This is a genomic window from Paraburkholderia sp. BR14320, assembly GCF_040948665.1.
Lineage (GTDB): Bacteria > Pseudomonadota > Gammaproteobacteria > Burkholderiales > Burkholderiaceae > Paraburkholderia > Paraburkholderia youngii.
In genome coordinates this window covers 1-14522 of the sequence record NZ_JBFPKG010000020.1, presented here as the reverse complement: position 1 = coordinate 14522, position 14522 = coordinate 1, and the positions used below count along the sequence as shown (strand labels likewise).

The 14522-nt window shown below is 65.3% G+C and carries 13 protein-coding genes and 1 pseudogene; 5 read left to right on the top strand and 9 right to left on the bottom strand.

Annotation, left to right across the window (positions count from 1 at the left end):
• Nucleotides 1–49 precede the first annotated feature (49 nt).
• The 6 genes from AB3X89_RS19475 to AB3X89_RS19450 all read right to left on the bottom strand — a co-directional run bounded on the left by AB3X89_RS19475 (nt 50) and on the right by AB3X89_RS19450 (nt 6159).
• Nucleotides 50–1159, bottom strand: a complete 1110-nt coding sequence (locus AB3X89_RS19475) for an ABC transporter ATP-binding protein (protein ID WP_368584722.1) — start codon at nt 1157–1159, stop codon at nt 50–52.
• 87 nt (nt 1160–1246) lie between these two features.
• Complete coding sequence (locus AB3X89_RS19470; protein WP_368584721.1) at nt 1247–1957, bottom strand: HAD family hydrolase; 711 nt, start codon at nt 1955–1957, stop codon at nt 1247–1249.
• Nucleotides 1957–2832: a carbohydrate ABC transporter permease gene (locus AB3X89_RS19465; RefSeq protein WP_013090394.1), complete on the bottom strand. Its 876-nt coding sequence runs from the start codon at nt 2830–2832 to the stop codon at nt 1957–1959. The genes AB3X89_RS19470 and AB3X89_RS19465 overlap by 1 nt, the downstream gene beginning before the upstream one ends.
• Nucleotides 2829–3764, bottom strand: coding sequence for a carbohydrate ABC transporter permease (locus tag AB3X89_RS19460; RefSeq protein ID WP_026229139.1), 936 nt, complete (start codon nt 3762–3764; stop codon nt 2829–2831). The genes AB3X89_RS19465 and AB3X89_RS19460 overlap by 4 nt, the downstream gene beginning before the upstream one ends.
• A gap of 195 nt (nt 3765–3959) precedes the next feature.
• Nucleotides 3960–5282, bottom strand: a complete 1323-nt coding sequence (locus AB3X89_RS19455) for a sugar ABC transporter substrate-binding protein (protein ID WP_013090396.1) — start codon at nt 5280–5282, stop codon at nt 3960–3962.
• A gap of 97 nt (nt 5283–5379) precedes the next feature.
• Nucleotides 5380–6159, bottom strand: coding sequence for an L-iditol 2-dehydrogenase (locus AB3X89_RS19450; RefSeq protein ID WP_368584720.1), 780 nt, complete (start codon nt 6157–6159; stop codon nt 5380–5382).
• A gap of 256 nt (nt 6160–6415) precedes the next feature.
• On the opposite strand from AB3X89_RS19450, the gene AB3X89_RS19445 reads away from it, so the two are divergent.
• The 4 genes from AB3X89_RS19445 to AB3X89_RS19430 all read left to right on the top strand — a co-directional run bounded on the left by AB3X89_RS19445 (nt 6416) and on the right by AB3X89_RS19430 (nt 9729).
• Nucleotides 6416–6907 carry a Fur family transcriptional regulator gene (locus AB3X89_RS19445; protein WP_368584719.1) on the top strand — a complete coding sequence of 164 codons (492 nt, stop codon included), beginning with the start codon at nt 6416–6418 and terminating at the stop codon, nt 6905–6907.
• A gap of 80 nt (nt 6908–6987) precedes the next feature.
• Nucleotides 6988–7983, top strand: a complete 996-nt coding sequence (locus AB3X89_RS19440) for a metal ABC transporter solute-binding protein (RefSeq protein WP_368584718.1) — start codon at nt 6988–6990, stop codon at nt 7981–7983.
• Entirely contained in the window at nt 7980–8954 is a 975-nt protein-coding gene (locus AB3X89_RS19435) for an ABC transporter ATP-binding protein (RefSeq protein WP_368584717.1), read from the top strand. Before AB3X89_RS19440 ends, AB3X89_RS19435 begins: the two co-directional genes overlap by 4 nt.
• A complete protein-coding gene (locus tag AB3X89_RS19430) occupies nt 8947–9729 on the top strand; it encodes a metal ABC transporter permease (RefSeq protein ID WP_368584716.1) in 783 nt (260 codons plus the stop codon). The genes AB3X89_RS19435 and AB3X89_RS19430 overlap by 8 nt, the downstream gene beginning before the upstream one ends.
• 85 nt (nt 9730–9814) lie before the next feature.
• On the opposite strand, the gene fghA is transcribed toward AB3X89_RS19430, so the two are convergent.
• The 3 genes and pseudogenes from fghA to AB3X89_RS19415 all read right to left on the bottom strand — a co-directional run bounded on the left by fghA (nt 9815) and on the right by AB3X89_RS19415 (nt 12541).
• On the bottom strand, nt 9815–10669 hold the full coding sequence (fghA, locus tag AB3X89_RS19425; protein WP_368584715.1) for an S-formylglutathione hydrolase: 855 nt from the start codon (nt 10667–10669) through the stop codon (nt 9815–9817).
• A 111-nt stretch (nt 10670–10780) separates the two neighbouring features.
• Nucleotides 10781–10909: pseudogene (locus AB3X89_RS19420) on the bottom strand (S-(hydroxymethyl)glutathione dehydrogenase); the annotation flags it as partial.
• Between the two features lie 165 nt (nt 10910–11074).
• Nucleotides 11075–12541, bottom strand: coding sequence for a xylulokinase (locus AB3X89_RS19415; protein WP_368584714.1), 1467 nt, complete (start codon nt 12539–12541; stop codon nt 11075–11077).
• Between the two features lie 470 nt (nt 12542–13011).
• Between AB3X89_RS19415 and AB3X89_RS19410 the strand changes: the two genes are divergently transcribed.
• A complete protein-coding gene (locus AB3X89_RS19410) occupies nt 13012–14421 on the top strand; it encodes a nucleobase:cation symporter-2 family protein (RefSeq protein ID WP_368584713.1) in 1410 nt (469 codons plus the stop codon).
• Nucleotides 14422–14522: the final 101 nt, after the last annotated feature.

Here is a 14522-nt window from a genome sequence, read left to right as displayed (position 1 = left end):
GACCATCGCAATCGCGTAAAGCGGCGCCCATGCGCCGCTTTACCATTCATCAAGCCGCCAGCACCTCAACGATCTTGCGCTGGAACGCCTTCCCGTCGCTGTCGAACAGATGACAATGCTCCGGCGTCGCGCCGAGCTTTTGCGTATTGCCTTTCGCATGACGTTCGAGCGGCGGAATCCGCGCGATCAATCCGTCCGGCGCGACGCTCGACTCCGCGTACAGATATGCGGCATCGCCGAGCGATTCGACCGTCATCGTGCGTGCCTCGATACCGTCCTCGGTCGTGCTGACGTGCAGGTGCTCGGGGCGAATGCCGACCGTCACCTTGTCGCCCTGCTTCGCCGCTCCGGGCTCGACCGACACACGCTGCGTCTCGCCCGTCTCGTAACGCACCGTGACGCCATCGCGCGACACCGACTGCACGACGCCTTCCATGAAGTTCATCTTCGGCGAACCGATGAAGCCTGCGACGAAACGGTTCGCGGGCGCGTGATACAGCATCGTCGGGCTGCCGACCTGCTCCAGATTGCCCGCCGATAGCACCACGATCTTGTCGGCCAAAGTCATCGCCTCGACCTGATCGTGCGTCACGTAGATCATCGTCGTCTTCAGCTCGTCGTGCAGGCGCGCGAACTCGAGGCGCATCTTCACGCGCAGCGCGGCGTCGAGATTCGATAGCGGCTCGTCGAACAGAAACACCTTCGGCTTGCGCGTGATCGCGCGGCCGATCGCGACGCGCTGCCGCTGCCCGCCCGACAACTGCTTGGGCTTGCGATCGAGCAGATGGTCGATATGCAGAATCTTCGCCGCGTTGCGCACGGCCGCGTCGATCTCCGGCTTCTTCGCGCCGGCGAGCTTCAGGCCGAACGCCATGTTGTCGTAAAGGGTCATGTGCGGATAAAGCGCGTACGACTGGAACACCATCGCGATGCCGCGCTTGGCCGGCGGCACGTCGTTCATGCGCACCGCGTCGATGTTCAGATCGCCGCCCGTGATGTCCTCGAGGCCCGCGATCATCCGCATCAGGGTCGATTTGCCGCAACCGCTCGGCCCGACGAACACGACGAACTCGCCATCGGCGATGTCGAGATTGATGTCGCGCATCACTTCGTTGTCGTCGTAGGCCTTTCTGATGTTGCGCAAGGTTACGCTTGCCATGATGTGTCTCCGTGTAATGCCGTTCGATGCTGCTCGTTACTTCGTGCTGCTACCTGATGTCGTGTCGTGTCGCGTTCGTTCGCGCGCTCATGGCGCCGCGGCCGCCGCGGACAGTGTCCATTGCGCGACGAGGTCGGGCAACTGCCGCATATCGTCGAACACATGACGCGCGCCCGCCGCATGCAGACGGTCGATCTGCGCATCGCTCGCATGACCGCCGCCGATAAACCCCAGCACCGCCATGCCCGCCGTGGCCGCCGCCGTGACGCCCGTCACGCTGTCCTCGACGACGAGGCACGCGGCAGGCGCGAGCCCGAAGCCTTGCGCCGCCGCCAGATACACGTCCGGCGCGGGCTTCGGATTCGGCACCGCGTCGGCGCAGAACAGCCGCTCGCCGAAGAACCGCTTCAGGCCCGTGCGCGCCAGCACCGTCTCGACGTACGGCCGGAAGCTATTGCTCGCGCAGCCTTTGACGAGGGGCACCTGGGTCAGCGCCATCTCGATGCCGTCGACCGCGGGCGCATCGATCGCCGCCGCTTCGACCGCGCGGCGGATCGCATCGATATCGTCGGCGCCGAGCTGCTGGCCGAGCTGCGTCGCGGTGTCTTGCAACACGCGCTCGATGCGCAGCCCGAGCAGCGGCAGCACGACCGGCTCGACGTCGACGCCGGGCCAGCGCGCCTCGAGCTCATGCACCAGCATGCGCGCAGCCACCGCTTCGCTGTCGATCAGCACGCCGTCGCAATCGCAGATCAACGCATATCGCGCGATGCCTGGACCCGCCGTCGGGTCCGCCATCACTTGACCGCCCCGAACGTGAGGCCGCGCACCAGCTGCTTCTGCGACAGCCAGCCGACGATCAGGATCGGTGCGACCGCCAGCAACGATGCGGCCGACAACTTCGCCCAGAACAATCCTTCAGGACTCGAATACGATGCGATGAACACGGTCAATGGCGCGGCGTTCGAGCTCGACAGGTTGATGCTCCAGAACGCCTCGTTCCACGCGAGAATCACGAGCAGCAGCGCGGTCGACGCGAGTCCGGGCAGCGCCATCGGCATCAGCAGATAGACGATCTCCTGCCATGTCGCCGCGCCGTCGATGCGCCCGGCTTCGAGAATGTCGCGCGGAATTTCGGCGAAGTACGTGAACGCCATCCAGACCGCGATCGGCAGATTGATCAGCGTGTAGACGATGATCAGACCCGACACCGTATCGAGCAGGCCGCTGTTTTTCCACAGCAGATAGATCGGCACCAGCACGCCGACCGACGGCATCATCTTCGTCGACAGCATCCACAGCAGCACCTTCTGCGTGCGGTGCGTCGGGAAGAACGCCATCGCGTACGCACAAGGCACCGCGAGGATCAGGCACAGCAGCGTGACGCCGACCGAGATCAGCACCGAGTTCCACGCGAACGCGAAGTAGTTGCTGCGCGCGAACACTTCGCGGAAGCTGTCGAGCGTCGGCATGAAAAACAGCGACGACGCGTAGGCCTGCTGCTCGGTCTTGAACGCGGTGATCGTCATCCAGAAGATCGGGAAGAACAGCAGCAGCGCGACGAGCCACGCGATCACGCCGGGAATACCGCGGCGAATCGTGTCGAACGGCGATTTGGTCGGCACCGCGACGGGCTGCGTCGTCGATGCCGCAGTGGAGGCAACGTGGCTCATTTTTCGTACTCCCCTTTCAGGTTCTTCGCGAGCATCCGCACGAGGAAGAACGACACGATGTTGGCCAGCACGACCGCAAGAATACCGCCCGCCGATGCGAGACCGACGTCGAACTGTTGCAGGCCGAGCGAGAAGATCAGGTACGACAGCGTGGTGGTCGCATTGCCCGGACCGCCGCCCGTGGTCGTGTAGATCTCGGCGAAGATCGACAGCAGGAAAATCGTCTCCATCATCACGACGACCGCTATCGCGCGTCTCAGATGCGGCAGTGTGATGTAGAAGAACATCGAGAACGGACCCGCGCCGTCGATCTTCGCGGCTTCCTTCTGCTCCTGGTCGAGCGACTGGATCGCCGTGAACAGGATCAGGAACGCGAACGGCAGCCACTGCCATGCGACGATCATGATCACCGCGGTCAGCGGATAGTCGGCGAACCAGTCGATCGGCTGCATGCCGAGCGCACGCATGCCCTGCGCGACGAGGCCATACACCGGGTGCAGGATCATGTTCTTCCAGATCAGCGCGCTGACGGTGGGCATCACGAAGAACGGTCCGATCGCGAGCAGGCGCGCGATGCCCTGCCCGTAGAATTTGCGATCGAACAGGATCGCCATCAGCACCCCGCCGACCACGGTGATCACGAGCACCCACACGATCAGCTCGATCGTGTGCGCAATCGACGGACCGAACGACGGATCGGTGGCGAGATAGCGGTAGTTGTCGAAACCGGCGAAACCGCGCAGATCGGGATTCAGCAGGTTGTAGTGCGAGAACGAGAACCAGATCGTCATCGCGAGCGGAATGACCATCCACAGCACGAGAACGCTGACCGACGGCGCCACGAGCCAGCGGGCCGAATTGGCCTTACGCTCCTCACGTTCTTTTTCTGTCTGGGGATGGGCGTGCATCAAAGGTAGGCGCAAAGGACGCATGATGGACCACCTGTTCGGTAATGCGCGGAGCGTTCGCCCGAGCCGCGTGCGTGCGACGCGGCGTGCCGTGCTGAATGGCACACGGCGCGCGCCGCATCGCTTACGGCGCAGACCAACGGCCGCCCTGCTTCATGAGCCGCATCGGTCGATGCGGCGGGCCTGCCGGGTTACAGCAGCGCAGTTACTTCTGCGCAGTTATTTCTGATAACCCGCCTGCTTGACCGCGCGGTCCGCGGCCGCGTTGCCGGCGGCGAGCGCCTGATCGACCGTCATCTGACCTGCGATCGCGCCGGAGATGCTCTGCCCGACCACCGTGCCGAACGACTGGAACTCAGGAATTCCGACGAACTGCACACCGGTGTACGGGACCGGCTTCGAGGTCGGATGATCCGGGTCGGCGGTCTGGATCGCCTTCAGCACGAAGTCGCCGAACGGCGCGGCCTGCTTGTACTCGGGGCGCGCATAGGTGGACTGGCGCGTGCCCGGGGGCACCGAGGCCCAGCCTTCGTCCTTCGCGACCATTTCAATGTACTCCTTCGAGGTCGCCCACTCGATGAACTTCTTCGCCGAATCGGCCTGCTTCGACGACTTCGGAATCGCCAGCGCCCACGCCCACAGCCAGTGCGAGCCCTTCGGCGTGACCGCGACCGGCGCCGCGGCGAAGCCGACCTTGTCGGCGATCTGCGACTGCTGCTTGTTGTACAGCATGCCGGCCGCGACCGTCGCGTCGATCCACATTGCGCACTTGCCGGACGACATCAGCGTCAGGTTTTCGTTGAAGCCGTTCGAGCTCGCTCCCGGAGGGCCGTCCTTCTTCAGCAGATCGACGTAGAACGTCATCGCCTTCTTCCATTCCGGCGAGGTCAACTGCGCGTTCCACTTCTCGTCGAACCAGCGGCCGCCGAACGTGTTCACGACCGTCGTGCCGTACGCCATGTTCTCGCCCCAGCCCGCCTTGCCGCGCAGGCAGATGCCGTATTGCTCCTTGGACTTGTCGGTGAGCTTGTCGGCGAATTGCGCGATCTGGTCATAGGTCGGCTGGTCGGGCATCTTCAGGCCGGCCTTGTCGAACAGATCCTTGCGGTAATAGGTCATCGAGCTTTCGACATAGAACGGCAACGCGTACAGTTGGCCGTTCGCGGACAGGCCGTCGCGGGCCGTCTTCACGACGTCGTTCAGGTCGTAGTTCGCGGGCAGGTTCGTGATCGGCGCGAGCCAGCCGCGCTTGCCCCATTGCGGCGTTTCGTACGCGCCGATCGTCATCACGTCGAACTGGCCGCTGCCGGTGGTGATGTCGGTCGTCGCGCGCTGACGCAGCACGTTTTCTTCGAGGATCACCCAGTTCAGCTTGATGTCCGGATTCGCTTTTTCGAACGCCGGCGACAGCTTCTTCAGCTCGATCATGTCCGGATTGTTCAGTGTCGCGATCGTCACCGTCGCCGCCGACGCGCTCAGCGCGAAGCAGGTAGCCGCGCCGGCACCGGCCGCCTTCAGCGCGAATTTGAAAGCTGGTTTCATGGTTGTCTCCTTTCTCATACGTTATGTGATGCTGCGTTCGTTTGACGGAATGACGCGCCGCTCGGAGCAGCCAACGTGCCCGCTTACTGCTCTTCGTTCAGCTCATCCAGTTGCCGCCGTCGACGTTCAGCGTCTGCGCGGTGATGTAGTCGGCATCGGCAGACGCGAGGAACAGCGCGGCGCCGGTCAGGTCGTCGGGCACGCCCATGCGGCCGAGCGGCACGGCCTCGCCGACGAGGCGCTTCTTCTCGCCGAGCGGCCGGTTCTCGTAGCGTGCGAACAGCGCGTCGACCTCGTTCCACATCGGCGTGTCGACGACGCCCGGCGCGATGCCGTTTACATTGATCTTATGCGGAGCGAGCGCGAGCGCCGCGGACTGCGTATAGCTCAACACCGCCGCCTTGGTCGCGCAGTAGTGCGACACGAGCGCCTCGCCGCGCCGGCCGGCCTGCGACGACATGTTGATGATCTTGCCGCCATGGCCCTGCTCGACCATCTGCCGCGCGACCGCCTGCATCAGGAAGAACATGCCCTTCACGTTGACCGCGAACAGGCGGTCGAACACGTCCCAGGATTCGTCGAGGAGCGGGCGCATGTCGAACAGCGCCGCGTTGTTGAACAGGATGTCGATCTGGCCGAAGCAGCCGAGCGTGCTCGCGACGATGCGCTCGATGTCCTCGCGGCGCCGCACGTCGGCGCTGACGCTCAACACGCGTTCGCCATAGGTGCCGCGTAGCGCGCCGCCGATGCTGTCCGTCGGCTTCACGTCGACCAGCACGCAGCGCGCGCCTTCGTCGAGATAGCGCAAGGCTACCGCTTCACCGATACCGCTGGCCGCGCCCGTCAGAATGGCGACCTTGTCCTGCAATCGTGCCACTGCCTGTCTCCGGTTCGTTTTTGCATTTTGGCGCGTAGTGAGCGAACGCTCATCGCGCGATCAATTGCTCGGCTGGTGATCGAATGATCGGATACGAGCCGGGTCATGTCAAGGCACGCGGACGAATTTCGATGGTGCAGCGCGGCAGGCTTCACACCACGCGAAGATTCGCGCTGCTGACAAAAAATCGCGATACGTTATATCATTTCGACCTCGCCGCCCGCCCGGGGGCCGCCACGCCAGGAGATTCACACCGATGACTACGTCGCTCGCCGAACAGCACGCCATGCGGCTCGCGCATGCGGACGCGCACGCCGCGGCGCAGGGGCTCGCGCTGACGCCGCTGCGTCGCCAGGTGTACGCGGCGATCGTCGCGAGCGAGCGGCCGGTCGGCGCATACGAGTTGCTCGACGCGCTCGCGCCCGAGCGCGGTCGCATGCCGCCGACCACCGTCTATCGCGCGCTCGACTTCCTCGTCGCGCATGGCTTCGTGCATCGGATCGAATCGAAGAACGCGTTCGTCGCCTGCTGCGAAATCGGCGTGCCGCATCGCAGCCAGTTCCTGATGTGCGACGGCTGCGGCGCGACCGTCGAAATTCCCGGCGACGAACTCGCCGATCGCCTGTCGCACAGCGCGCCCGCGCATGGCTTCGAGGTGCATCGCCAGGTGATCGAGTTGAGCGGCCTTTGCGGGCCATGTGCGCGAGCGGCGAAGCCTGGCGGCGGAGCAGCAGGCGTTTCGTCGTGATCAGGCGCGCGGCGCCGCGCTGTATCTGGCCTTGCCACCCCGAGTAGCTCATTCAAACTCTCAAGCAGCAGGAAACAACGATGAAAACGATCCGCTTGATGTTGTCCAGCGCGCAGCGCGCGCTGAAGGGTTCGATGTCTGTACGCACCCATCTGCGCGCATGTCTGCTCACGCTCACGCTCGCGCTCGCGGCGCTCGGCTTCGGCCAGGGCGCGTTCGCCGCCGACGCGAAGATTCCTGTCGTCGCCGCGGAGAATTTCTATGGCGACGTGGTGCGGCAACTCGGCGGCGATCGTGTCGACGTGACCAGCATCCTCAACAACCCGGACCAGGACCCGCATCTGTTCGAAGCGAGCCCGGCCACCGCGCGCGCGTTGCAGCACGCGAGCCTCATCGTCTACAGCGGCGCCGACTACGATCCGTGGATGGCGAAGCTGCTGGCCGCGTCGAAAGGCGCGCAGCGCACGGTGATCGTCGCGGCCGATCTGGTGGGCAAAAAAGGCGGCGACAATCCGCACCTGTGGTACGACCCGGCGACGATGCCGAAAGTCGCGCGCGCGGTCAGCGACGCGCTCAGCGCTACTGACCCGGCGCACAAGTCGGCGTACGATGCGAACCTCGCGAAGTTTCTCGATTCGCTGAAGCCGATCGACGCGAAGGTCGCCGAGCTGCACGGCCGCTATGCGGGCCTGCCGGTTACTGCGACCGAGCCGGTGTTCGGCTATATGTCGGACGCGATCGGCCTGAACATGCGCAACCAGCGCTTCCAGCTCGCCGCGATGAACGACACCGAAGCGAGCGCGGCCGATATCGCCGCGTTCGAACGCGATCTGCGCGAGCGGCGCGTGCGCGTGCTGATCTACAACAGCCAGGCCACCGAGGCGCTGACCCGACGCATGCTGAAGCTCGCGCAACAATCGAAGGTACCGACGATGAGCGTCACCGAAACCCTGCCGGCCGGCAAGACCTATCAGACGTGGATGCTGACGCAGCTCGACGCGCTGCAGAAGGCGCTCGCGGCGGGTGATACGAACGGCGCGAACGGTGCGGCCAACGCGAAAGGACAAACTCCATGACTCCGACTGGCCATCGAACGCCAGCAAGTGCGCCAGCAGGCGCACCCACCGCGCGCCGCGACACGCCCGTGCTCGAACTCGACAACGTAACTCTCGATCTGGGCGGCCGCACGATCCTGCGTGACACGAGCTTCGTCGTGAACCAGGGCGAGTTCATCGGTGTGCTCGGGCCGAACGGCGCGGGCAAGACGACGCTGATGCGCGCGGTGCTCGGCCTCGTGCCGGCCGCGGCCGGCGCGATTCGCGTGCTCGGGCAGACGGTCGAGCGCGGCAACGCGTCGATCGGTTATATGCCGCAGACGCGCAGCGCACTCGCCGGCCGCCGTGTGCGCGGCCGCGATTTCGTCGCGATGGCCGCCGATGGTCATCGCTGGGGCTTGCCGCATGCGGATGCGAAAACGCGCGCTGACGTCGATCGGGTGCTCGAGCTCGTCGGCGGCACGAATCTCGCGAAGCGGCCGCTGTCGGAGTTGTCGGGCGGCGAACGGCAGCGGCTCCTGCTCGCGCAATGCCTGCTCGGTAATCCGAAACTGCTGCTGCTCGATGAACCGTTGATCAGTCTCGATCCGCATCACCAGAAGAGCGTCGTCGAACTCGTGCGGCGCGTGCAGCGGGAGCTCGGCATCGCGGTGCTGTTCTCCGCGCATGAACTCAATCCGCTGCTGAACTCGATCGATCGCGTGCTGTATCTCGGCAGCGGCGTCGCGGCGCTCGGCACCGTCGATGAAGTCATCACGCGGCCGGTGTTGTCGCGTCTGTACGGCTCGCCGATCGACGTGATGCGCGTGAACGGCCGCATCTTCGTGATGTCTGGCGGCGTCGAAGTGGAAAAGCACGATCACGAGCACGAACACGACGAGGACGGCGGACATACGCACTCGCACGACCACGGCCACGGTCATTCGCACGGCCACTCACACAGTCACTCGAACCCGCACGACTCACGCGACGGACACAAGCACGATGTTTGAATACGATTTCATGGTGAACGCATTCGCGGCGTCGGGGATCGTCGCGGTGCTGGCCGGCGTGGTCGGCTATTTTCTGGTGATGCGCGGACAGACGTTCGCGGGCCACGCGCTGTCGCATGTCGGCTTCACCGGCGCGACCGGCGCGGTGCTGATCGGCATCTCGCCGATCTGGGGGATGATCGGCTTCACGCTCGCGGCCGGTGTCGGCATGGGCGCGCTCGGCGAACGGCTCGCCGGCCGCGATGTCGCGATCGGCGTGATCCTTTCCTTGTCGCTCGGTTTCGGGCTGCTGTTTCTGCACTTCTTCACCGCCTATGCGACGCAGGTGACGGCGCTGCTGTTCGGCAACGTGCTCGGCGTCAATGCATCGACGCTCGGGGTGCTTGCCGCGCTCGGTGTAGTAAGTCTCGTGGCGCTCGCGGCGATCATGCGGCCGCTGCTGTTCGCGTCGCTGCAACCGGAGCTGGCCGAAGCGAAGGGCGTGTCGCTGCGCCGCGTGTCGGTGCTATTTCTCGCGATCGCCGCGCTGGCCGTTGCCGCCTGCACGCAGATCGTCGGCGTGCTGCTCGTGTTCACGCTGATGGTGGGCCCGGCCGCCGCCGCGCAGAACCTGAGCACGCGGCTGTCCACCGGTCTCGTGCTCTCGGCCGCGTTCGCACTCGCGCAGGCGTGGCTCGGCTTGACGCTCGCGTTCTATACCGATTGGCCGACGAGCTTCTGGATCACCGTGCTATCGGCGGCGGTGTATGGCGGCAGTCTGCTGAAGCGGCATTGAGAGACGCTTTCGTCGATCGCATGAAAAACGGCGGCACGTGATGTGCCGCCGTTTTTTCATTTAGCGCCGCGTTTTACGAGGTTTTTCAGCCGAGCAACACCTTCGCGTGATGCGCGAGATGATCCTCGATGAACGTCGAGATGAAGTAGTAGCCGTGGTCGTAGCCTTCGTGCCGGTGCAACGTCAATGGCTGCCCCGCGGCCTTGCACGCCGCTTCGAACACGTCGGGATTGAGCTGCGTGGGCAGGAACTGATCCGCGAGTCCCTGATCGACGAGAATCCCTGTTGCGAACTTGCGCGTCGCGTGCGCGACCAGTTCGCTCGCGTCGTACTGCTTCCACGCTTCACGGTTCTCGCCGAGATAGCCGCTGAACGCCTTCTCGCCCCACGGACAACGCATCGGCGCGGCGATCGGCGCGAACGCCGACACCGACCGATAAATATCCGGATTGCGCAGCGCGAGCACCAACGCGCCGTGCCCGCCCATCGAGTGACCGAAGATGCCGAGGCGCGCGCCGTCGACCGGCAATTCATTTACGACCGTCTCGCGCAGTTCATCCCGCACGTATGAATACATCCGGTAGTTCGTGGACCACGGCTCCTCGGTCGCGTCCACGTAAAAGCCCGCGCCGACGCCGAAATCCCACGCATCGCTCTCGCCTGGCACACCCGCGCCGCGCGGACTCGTGTCCGGCGCGATCAACGCGATGCCGTGCTGTGCCGCGAAGCGCTGCGCGCCGGCCTTGATCGGAAACGTTTCTTCCGTGCAGGTCAGTCCGGCCAGATAGAACAACGCCGGTACACGTCCCGCGTTCTCATGCAATGCCTGCGGCGGCAGATAGACCGAGAAGCGCATCGGCAGACCGATCGCGCGCGACTCGTGCCGGTAAAAACGCTGCTCGCCGCCATGACAGGCGTGCGACGATAGTAGTTCGAGCATCGTGACATTCCTCGTTTAGTAGAGCACGGCCGAGCGGATCGACTCGCTCTTCTTCCTCAGATCAAAGCCCTCGTTGATGCGCTCGAGCGGCAGACAGTGCGTCATCTAGTTGTCGGTGTGGCAGATGCCCGTCGTCTTCAGTTCGATCAGGACTTCACCGGCGCGCGGGCCTTCGAGATCGACTTCCTCGAGGGTCAACGGGGCGCCGGCTTTCCATGCGATTGCTGCTTTGCTCTTCATCGTCAATGCTCCTCCGAGTCCGTGAGTGCGTGAATGCGTGAATGCGAAATGGGCATCGCATGCCCGGCGACCACGTGGCGCGCGAAAAGCGTAATGGTATTGCATAGTGCGCGAAGGCTGCCCCGCCGATGGCTGCGCTCCGCGCCGCGTTCGACGCCGCCGCTGCTACTGAGCTTCGCGCGACGCCCCGCCACCGAACCACGGCTCGACCCGGCCATACAGATCGACGAAGCGCGCGTAGCGCTCGGCAAGCGCCGCATCGCCATGTGGACCCGCAACGCGCGTCGCGCCCGGCGCGAGCGCGGCGAGATCGCGCGTTAGCCAGTGGCCGCACGCGAGGCCGCCGAGGATCGCCGCGCCGCGCGGCGCTGCGTTCGGGCAATCGACCGCGTGCAGCTCGACGTCGAGCGCATCGGCGAGCAGTTGCCGCCAGCGCGCATCGACGGAGCCGCCGCCCGCGAGCTTGAGCGCCGACACCTGCGCGCCGCTAGCGCGAATCGCGTCGAGCCCCGCGCGCAACGAGAATGCGACGCCCTCGAACGCGGCGCGCATCATCGCCCCACGCGTATGCTCGAGCGATAAACCGAGCCAGCCGCCGCGCGCCTGCGGGTTCAGCCACGGCGTGCGCTCGCCGGTCAGGTACGGCAGGAAAGTCAGCGTCGACGCGGCGTGACCCGTTGCATCGGCGGCTGCGTCAGCCGCATCGCCGAATGCGTCGCGGTAAGCCTCCGCCCACTCATACGACAGCCACCCGCGCACCCGCTCCAACGCAATGCCGACGTTCTGCATCGCCGCCATCCGATACCAGTGATCGCTCGCCGCGCGATAGCGGTGCAAACCCTTCAGCGGCGCCGGTTTGTCGTTCGCGAGCACCACGATCTGTCCGCCGGTGCCGGTCGTCAGCAGCGCGTCGCCGTCCTGCGCGAGTCCGCTGCCGAGCGCCGCGCACGGCGTGTCCGCGGCGCCGGTCGCGAGCACGATACCGGCCCGCAAGCCGAGTGCCTGCGCGGCCTGCGGCGACAGCGCGCCCGACGCCGCATACGATGACGCCAGCGGCGCGAACCACTCGCGCGGAATCTCCAGACGCGCCAGCAGCGCCGTGTCCCACGCGCCGGCGGGATCGGCGAGCGCGGTCGCGCACGCATCGGACGCATCGGTCACGCACGCGCCGCCGAGCGCGACGCGCAGCCAGTCTTTCGGCTGGAGCGCCCAGCGCGTGCGACGCGCGGCTTCCGGTTCATGCAGCACGAGCCAGCGCAGCAACGGACCGGCCATGCCGGGCGCGACCGGATTCGGTTGCGGGTTGGGCCATGCGTCGAGCACGGCGAGCGCGCGCGAGTCGGGCCACAGCATCGCGCGCCGCACCGCCGCGCCGTTTGCATCGAGTAGCACGACGCCGTGCATCTGAGCGGAGAAGCCGATCGCGCGCACGCCATCACGCAGCTCGCGGGGCAGGCCCGCCATCGCATCGACGAGCGCGTTCCACCACGTCTCGACGTCGATTTCGGCCCAACCCGCGTGCGGCGTAACGAGCGCATAAGCGACGCTCGATACCGCCTGCTCGCGTCCATGTTCGTCGACGATTGCCGCTTTCAGGGAGCCGGTGCCGAGGTCGATGCCGAGAAAACTCATGAGCGCAGGGACGTTGAAATGAGGATGAGGAAAGAGCCCGCGAGGCTGGCGACGAGACCGGCAAGTGGAGCAAATAAACCTGGCCGCGGCGACACCGGGAACGCCCGGCGAACGGGTCGAAAAACTCGCGGAAATTAGCCCGTTCGCGGGTTAACCCCGTCGTGCGGCGAGCGTCGTCAAAACAGGACTATGCGGGAAGCGTGATACACGCCATTGATTCTCACACATATCCCCGCCGGCGACGACGCCGCGCCGCGCACGCGACGCACCGCGTCGGCAATCGCCGCCGCATAGGGCTCGCCGCCGCTGCACTGCCGATCCGCGCCACGCGTGGCTTCGATTTGCCTTTCAAAATAGGCCTGTGCATATCGTCGCCGGGAATGCCGGAATAGCCACGTATGGTCTTGTTGCGGCTTTTCGTCCCCGATACCTTGGAGTCATCCCAAAACGAGATGGTGGAGACAGACAATATGCAAGCGAACACGGTTCACCCGTGCGACGAGCGCCTACCGGCCGGCCAGTTGCTTACTCTCGGCATCCAGCACGTGCTGGTCATGTACGCTGGCGCGGTCGCGGTGCCGCTGATCATCGGCGCCGCGCTGAAGCTGCCGAAAGACCAGGTCGCGTTCCTGATCAGCGCCGATCTGTTTTCCTGCGGCATCGCCACGCTGATCCAGACGCTCGGACTGTGGATCTTCGGCATCCGTCTGCCCGTCATCATGGGCTGCACGTTCGCGGCCGTCGGCCCGATGGTCGCGATCGGCACTAATCCTTCGCTAGGCCTCCTCGACATCTTCGGCTCGACGATCGCGGCCGGCGTGATCGGCATTCTGCTCGCGCCCGCGGTCGGCAAGCTATTGCGCTTCTTCCCGCCGGTCGTGATCGGCGTGGTGATTTCGGTGATCGGTTTGTCGCTGATGGAAGTCGGCATCAACTGGGCGGCAGGCGGTGTCGGCAATCCCGAATACGGCAATCCGGTCTACCTCGGCCTGTCGCTGCTCGTGCTGACGCTGATCCTGCTGATTAACAAGTTCGCCAGGGGTTTCGTCGCCAACATCTCCGTGCTGCTCGGCATCGTCGCGGGCTTCGCGATCGCGCTGATGCTCGGCCGCGTCAACCTGGACGGCGTCATGCACGCGCCGTGGGTCGGCTTCGTAATGCCGTTTCACTTCGGTCTGCCGCACTTCGATCCGCTGTCGATCGCGACGATGGTCACCGTGATGTTCGTCACGTTCATCGAATCGACCGGCATGTTCCTCGCGGTCGGCGACATGGTCGATCGTCCGGTCGATCAGAAGACGCTGGTGCGCGGCTTACGCGTCGATGGTCTCGGCACGCTGATCGGCGGCATCTTCAACTCGTTCCCGCATACGTCGTTCTCGCAGAACGTCGGACTGATCGGCGTGACCGGCGTGAAGAGCCGCTTCGTGTGCGCGATGGGCGGCGTGATCCTCGTGCTGCTCGGCCTGTTTCCGAAGATGGCGCAGGTGGTCGCGTCGGTGCCGGCGTTCGTGCTCGGCGGCGCGGGCATCGTGATGTTCGGCATGGTCGCGGCGAACGGCATCAAGGTGCTGTCGCGCGTCGACTTCGTCAGGAATCAGCACAACCTGTTCATCGTCGCGGTCAGCATCGGGCTCGGCCTCGTGCCGGTGGTGTCGCCGCACTTCTTCTCGCAACTGCCGCCGGCGTTGTCGCCGCTGCTGCACAGCGGGATTCTGCTCGCGTCGGTGTCGGCGGTCGTGCTGAACCTGATCTTCAACGGCGTGAAGAGCGAGAAGAAGGCGAAGAGCGAGCGTCGCCGCGCCGGGCACGATCTCGACAGGAGCGCGGGCAGCGAGCCGCAGGGCAACGAGATGCTGCGGGCGGCGGATCTGCACTGAGCCCGTTGATGCATCGCTGATGCTTCACGCGGCACCGAGCGCCGCGCATAAACAGAAACGCCACGGCATGCCGTGGCGTTTCTGTTTTGCTTCAGCGGTTC

Bases quoted from the DNA above. Each gene is read 5' to 3' on its own strand.
- AB3X89_RS19440 (WP_368584718.1), top strand. From the start codon at position 6,988: ATGAAAACGATCCGCTTGATGTTGTCCAGCGCGCAGCGCGCGCTGAAG.
- AB3X89_RS19415 (WP_368584714.1), bottom strand. From the start codon at position 12,541: ATGAGTTTTCTCGGCATCGACCTCGGCACCGGCTCCCTGAAAGCGGCA.
- fghA (WP_368584715.1), bottom strand. From the start codon at position 10,669: ATGCTCGAACTACTATCGTCGCACGCCTGTCATGGCGGCGAGCAGCGT.
- AB3X89_RS19455 (WP_013090396.1), bottom strand. From the start codon at position 5,282: ATGAAACCAGCTTTCAAATTCGCGCTGAAGGCGGCCGGTGCCGGCGCG.
- AB3X89_RS19465 (WP_013090394.1), bottom strand. From the start codon at position 2,832: ATGAGCCACGTTGCCTCCACTGCGGCATCGACGACGCAGCCCGTCGCG.
- AB3X89_RS19435 (WP_368584717.1), top strand. From the start codon at position 7,980: ATGACTCCGACTGGCCATCGAACGCCAGCAAGTGCGCCAGCAGGCGCA.
- AB3X89_RS19445 (WP_368584719.1), top strand. From the start codon at position 6,416: ATGACTACGTCGCTCGCCGAACAGCACGCCATGCGGCTCGCGCATGCG.
- AB3X89_RS19430 (WP_368584716.1), top strand. From the start codon at position 8,947: ATGTTTGAATACGATTTCATGGTGAACGCATTCGCGGCGTCGGGGATC.
- AB3X89_RS19410 (WP_368584713.1), top strand. From the start codon at position 13,012: ATGCAAGCGAACACGGTTCACCCGTGCGACGAGCGCCTACCGGCCGGC.
- AB3X89_RS19475 (WP_368584722.1), bottom strand. From the start codon at position 1,159: ATGGCAAGCGTAACCTTGCGCAACATCAGAAAGGCCTACGACGACAAC.
- AB3X89_RS19460 (WP_026229139.1), bottom strand. From the start codon at position 3,764: ATGCGTCCTTTGCGCCTACCTTTGATGCACGCCCATCCCCAGACAGAA.
- AB3X89_RS19470 (WP_368584721.1), bottom strand. From the start codon at position 1,957: ATGGCGGACCCGACGGCGGGTCCAGGCATCGCGCGATATGCGTTGATC.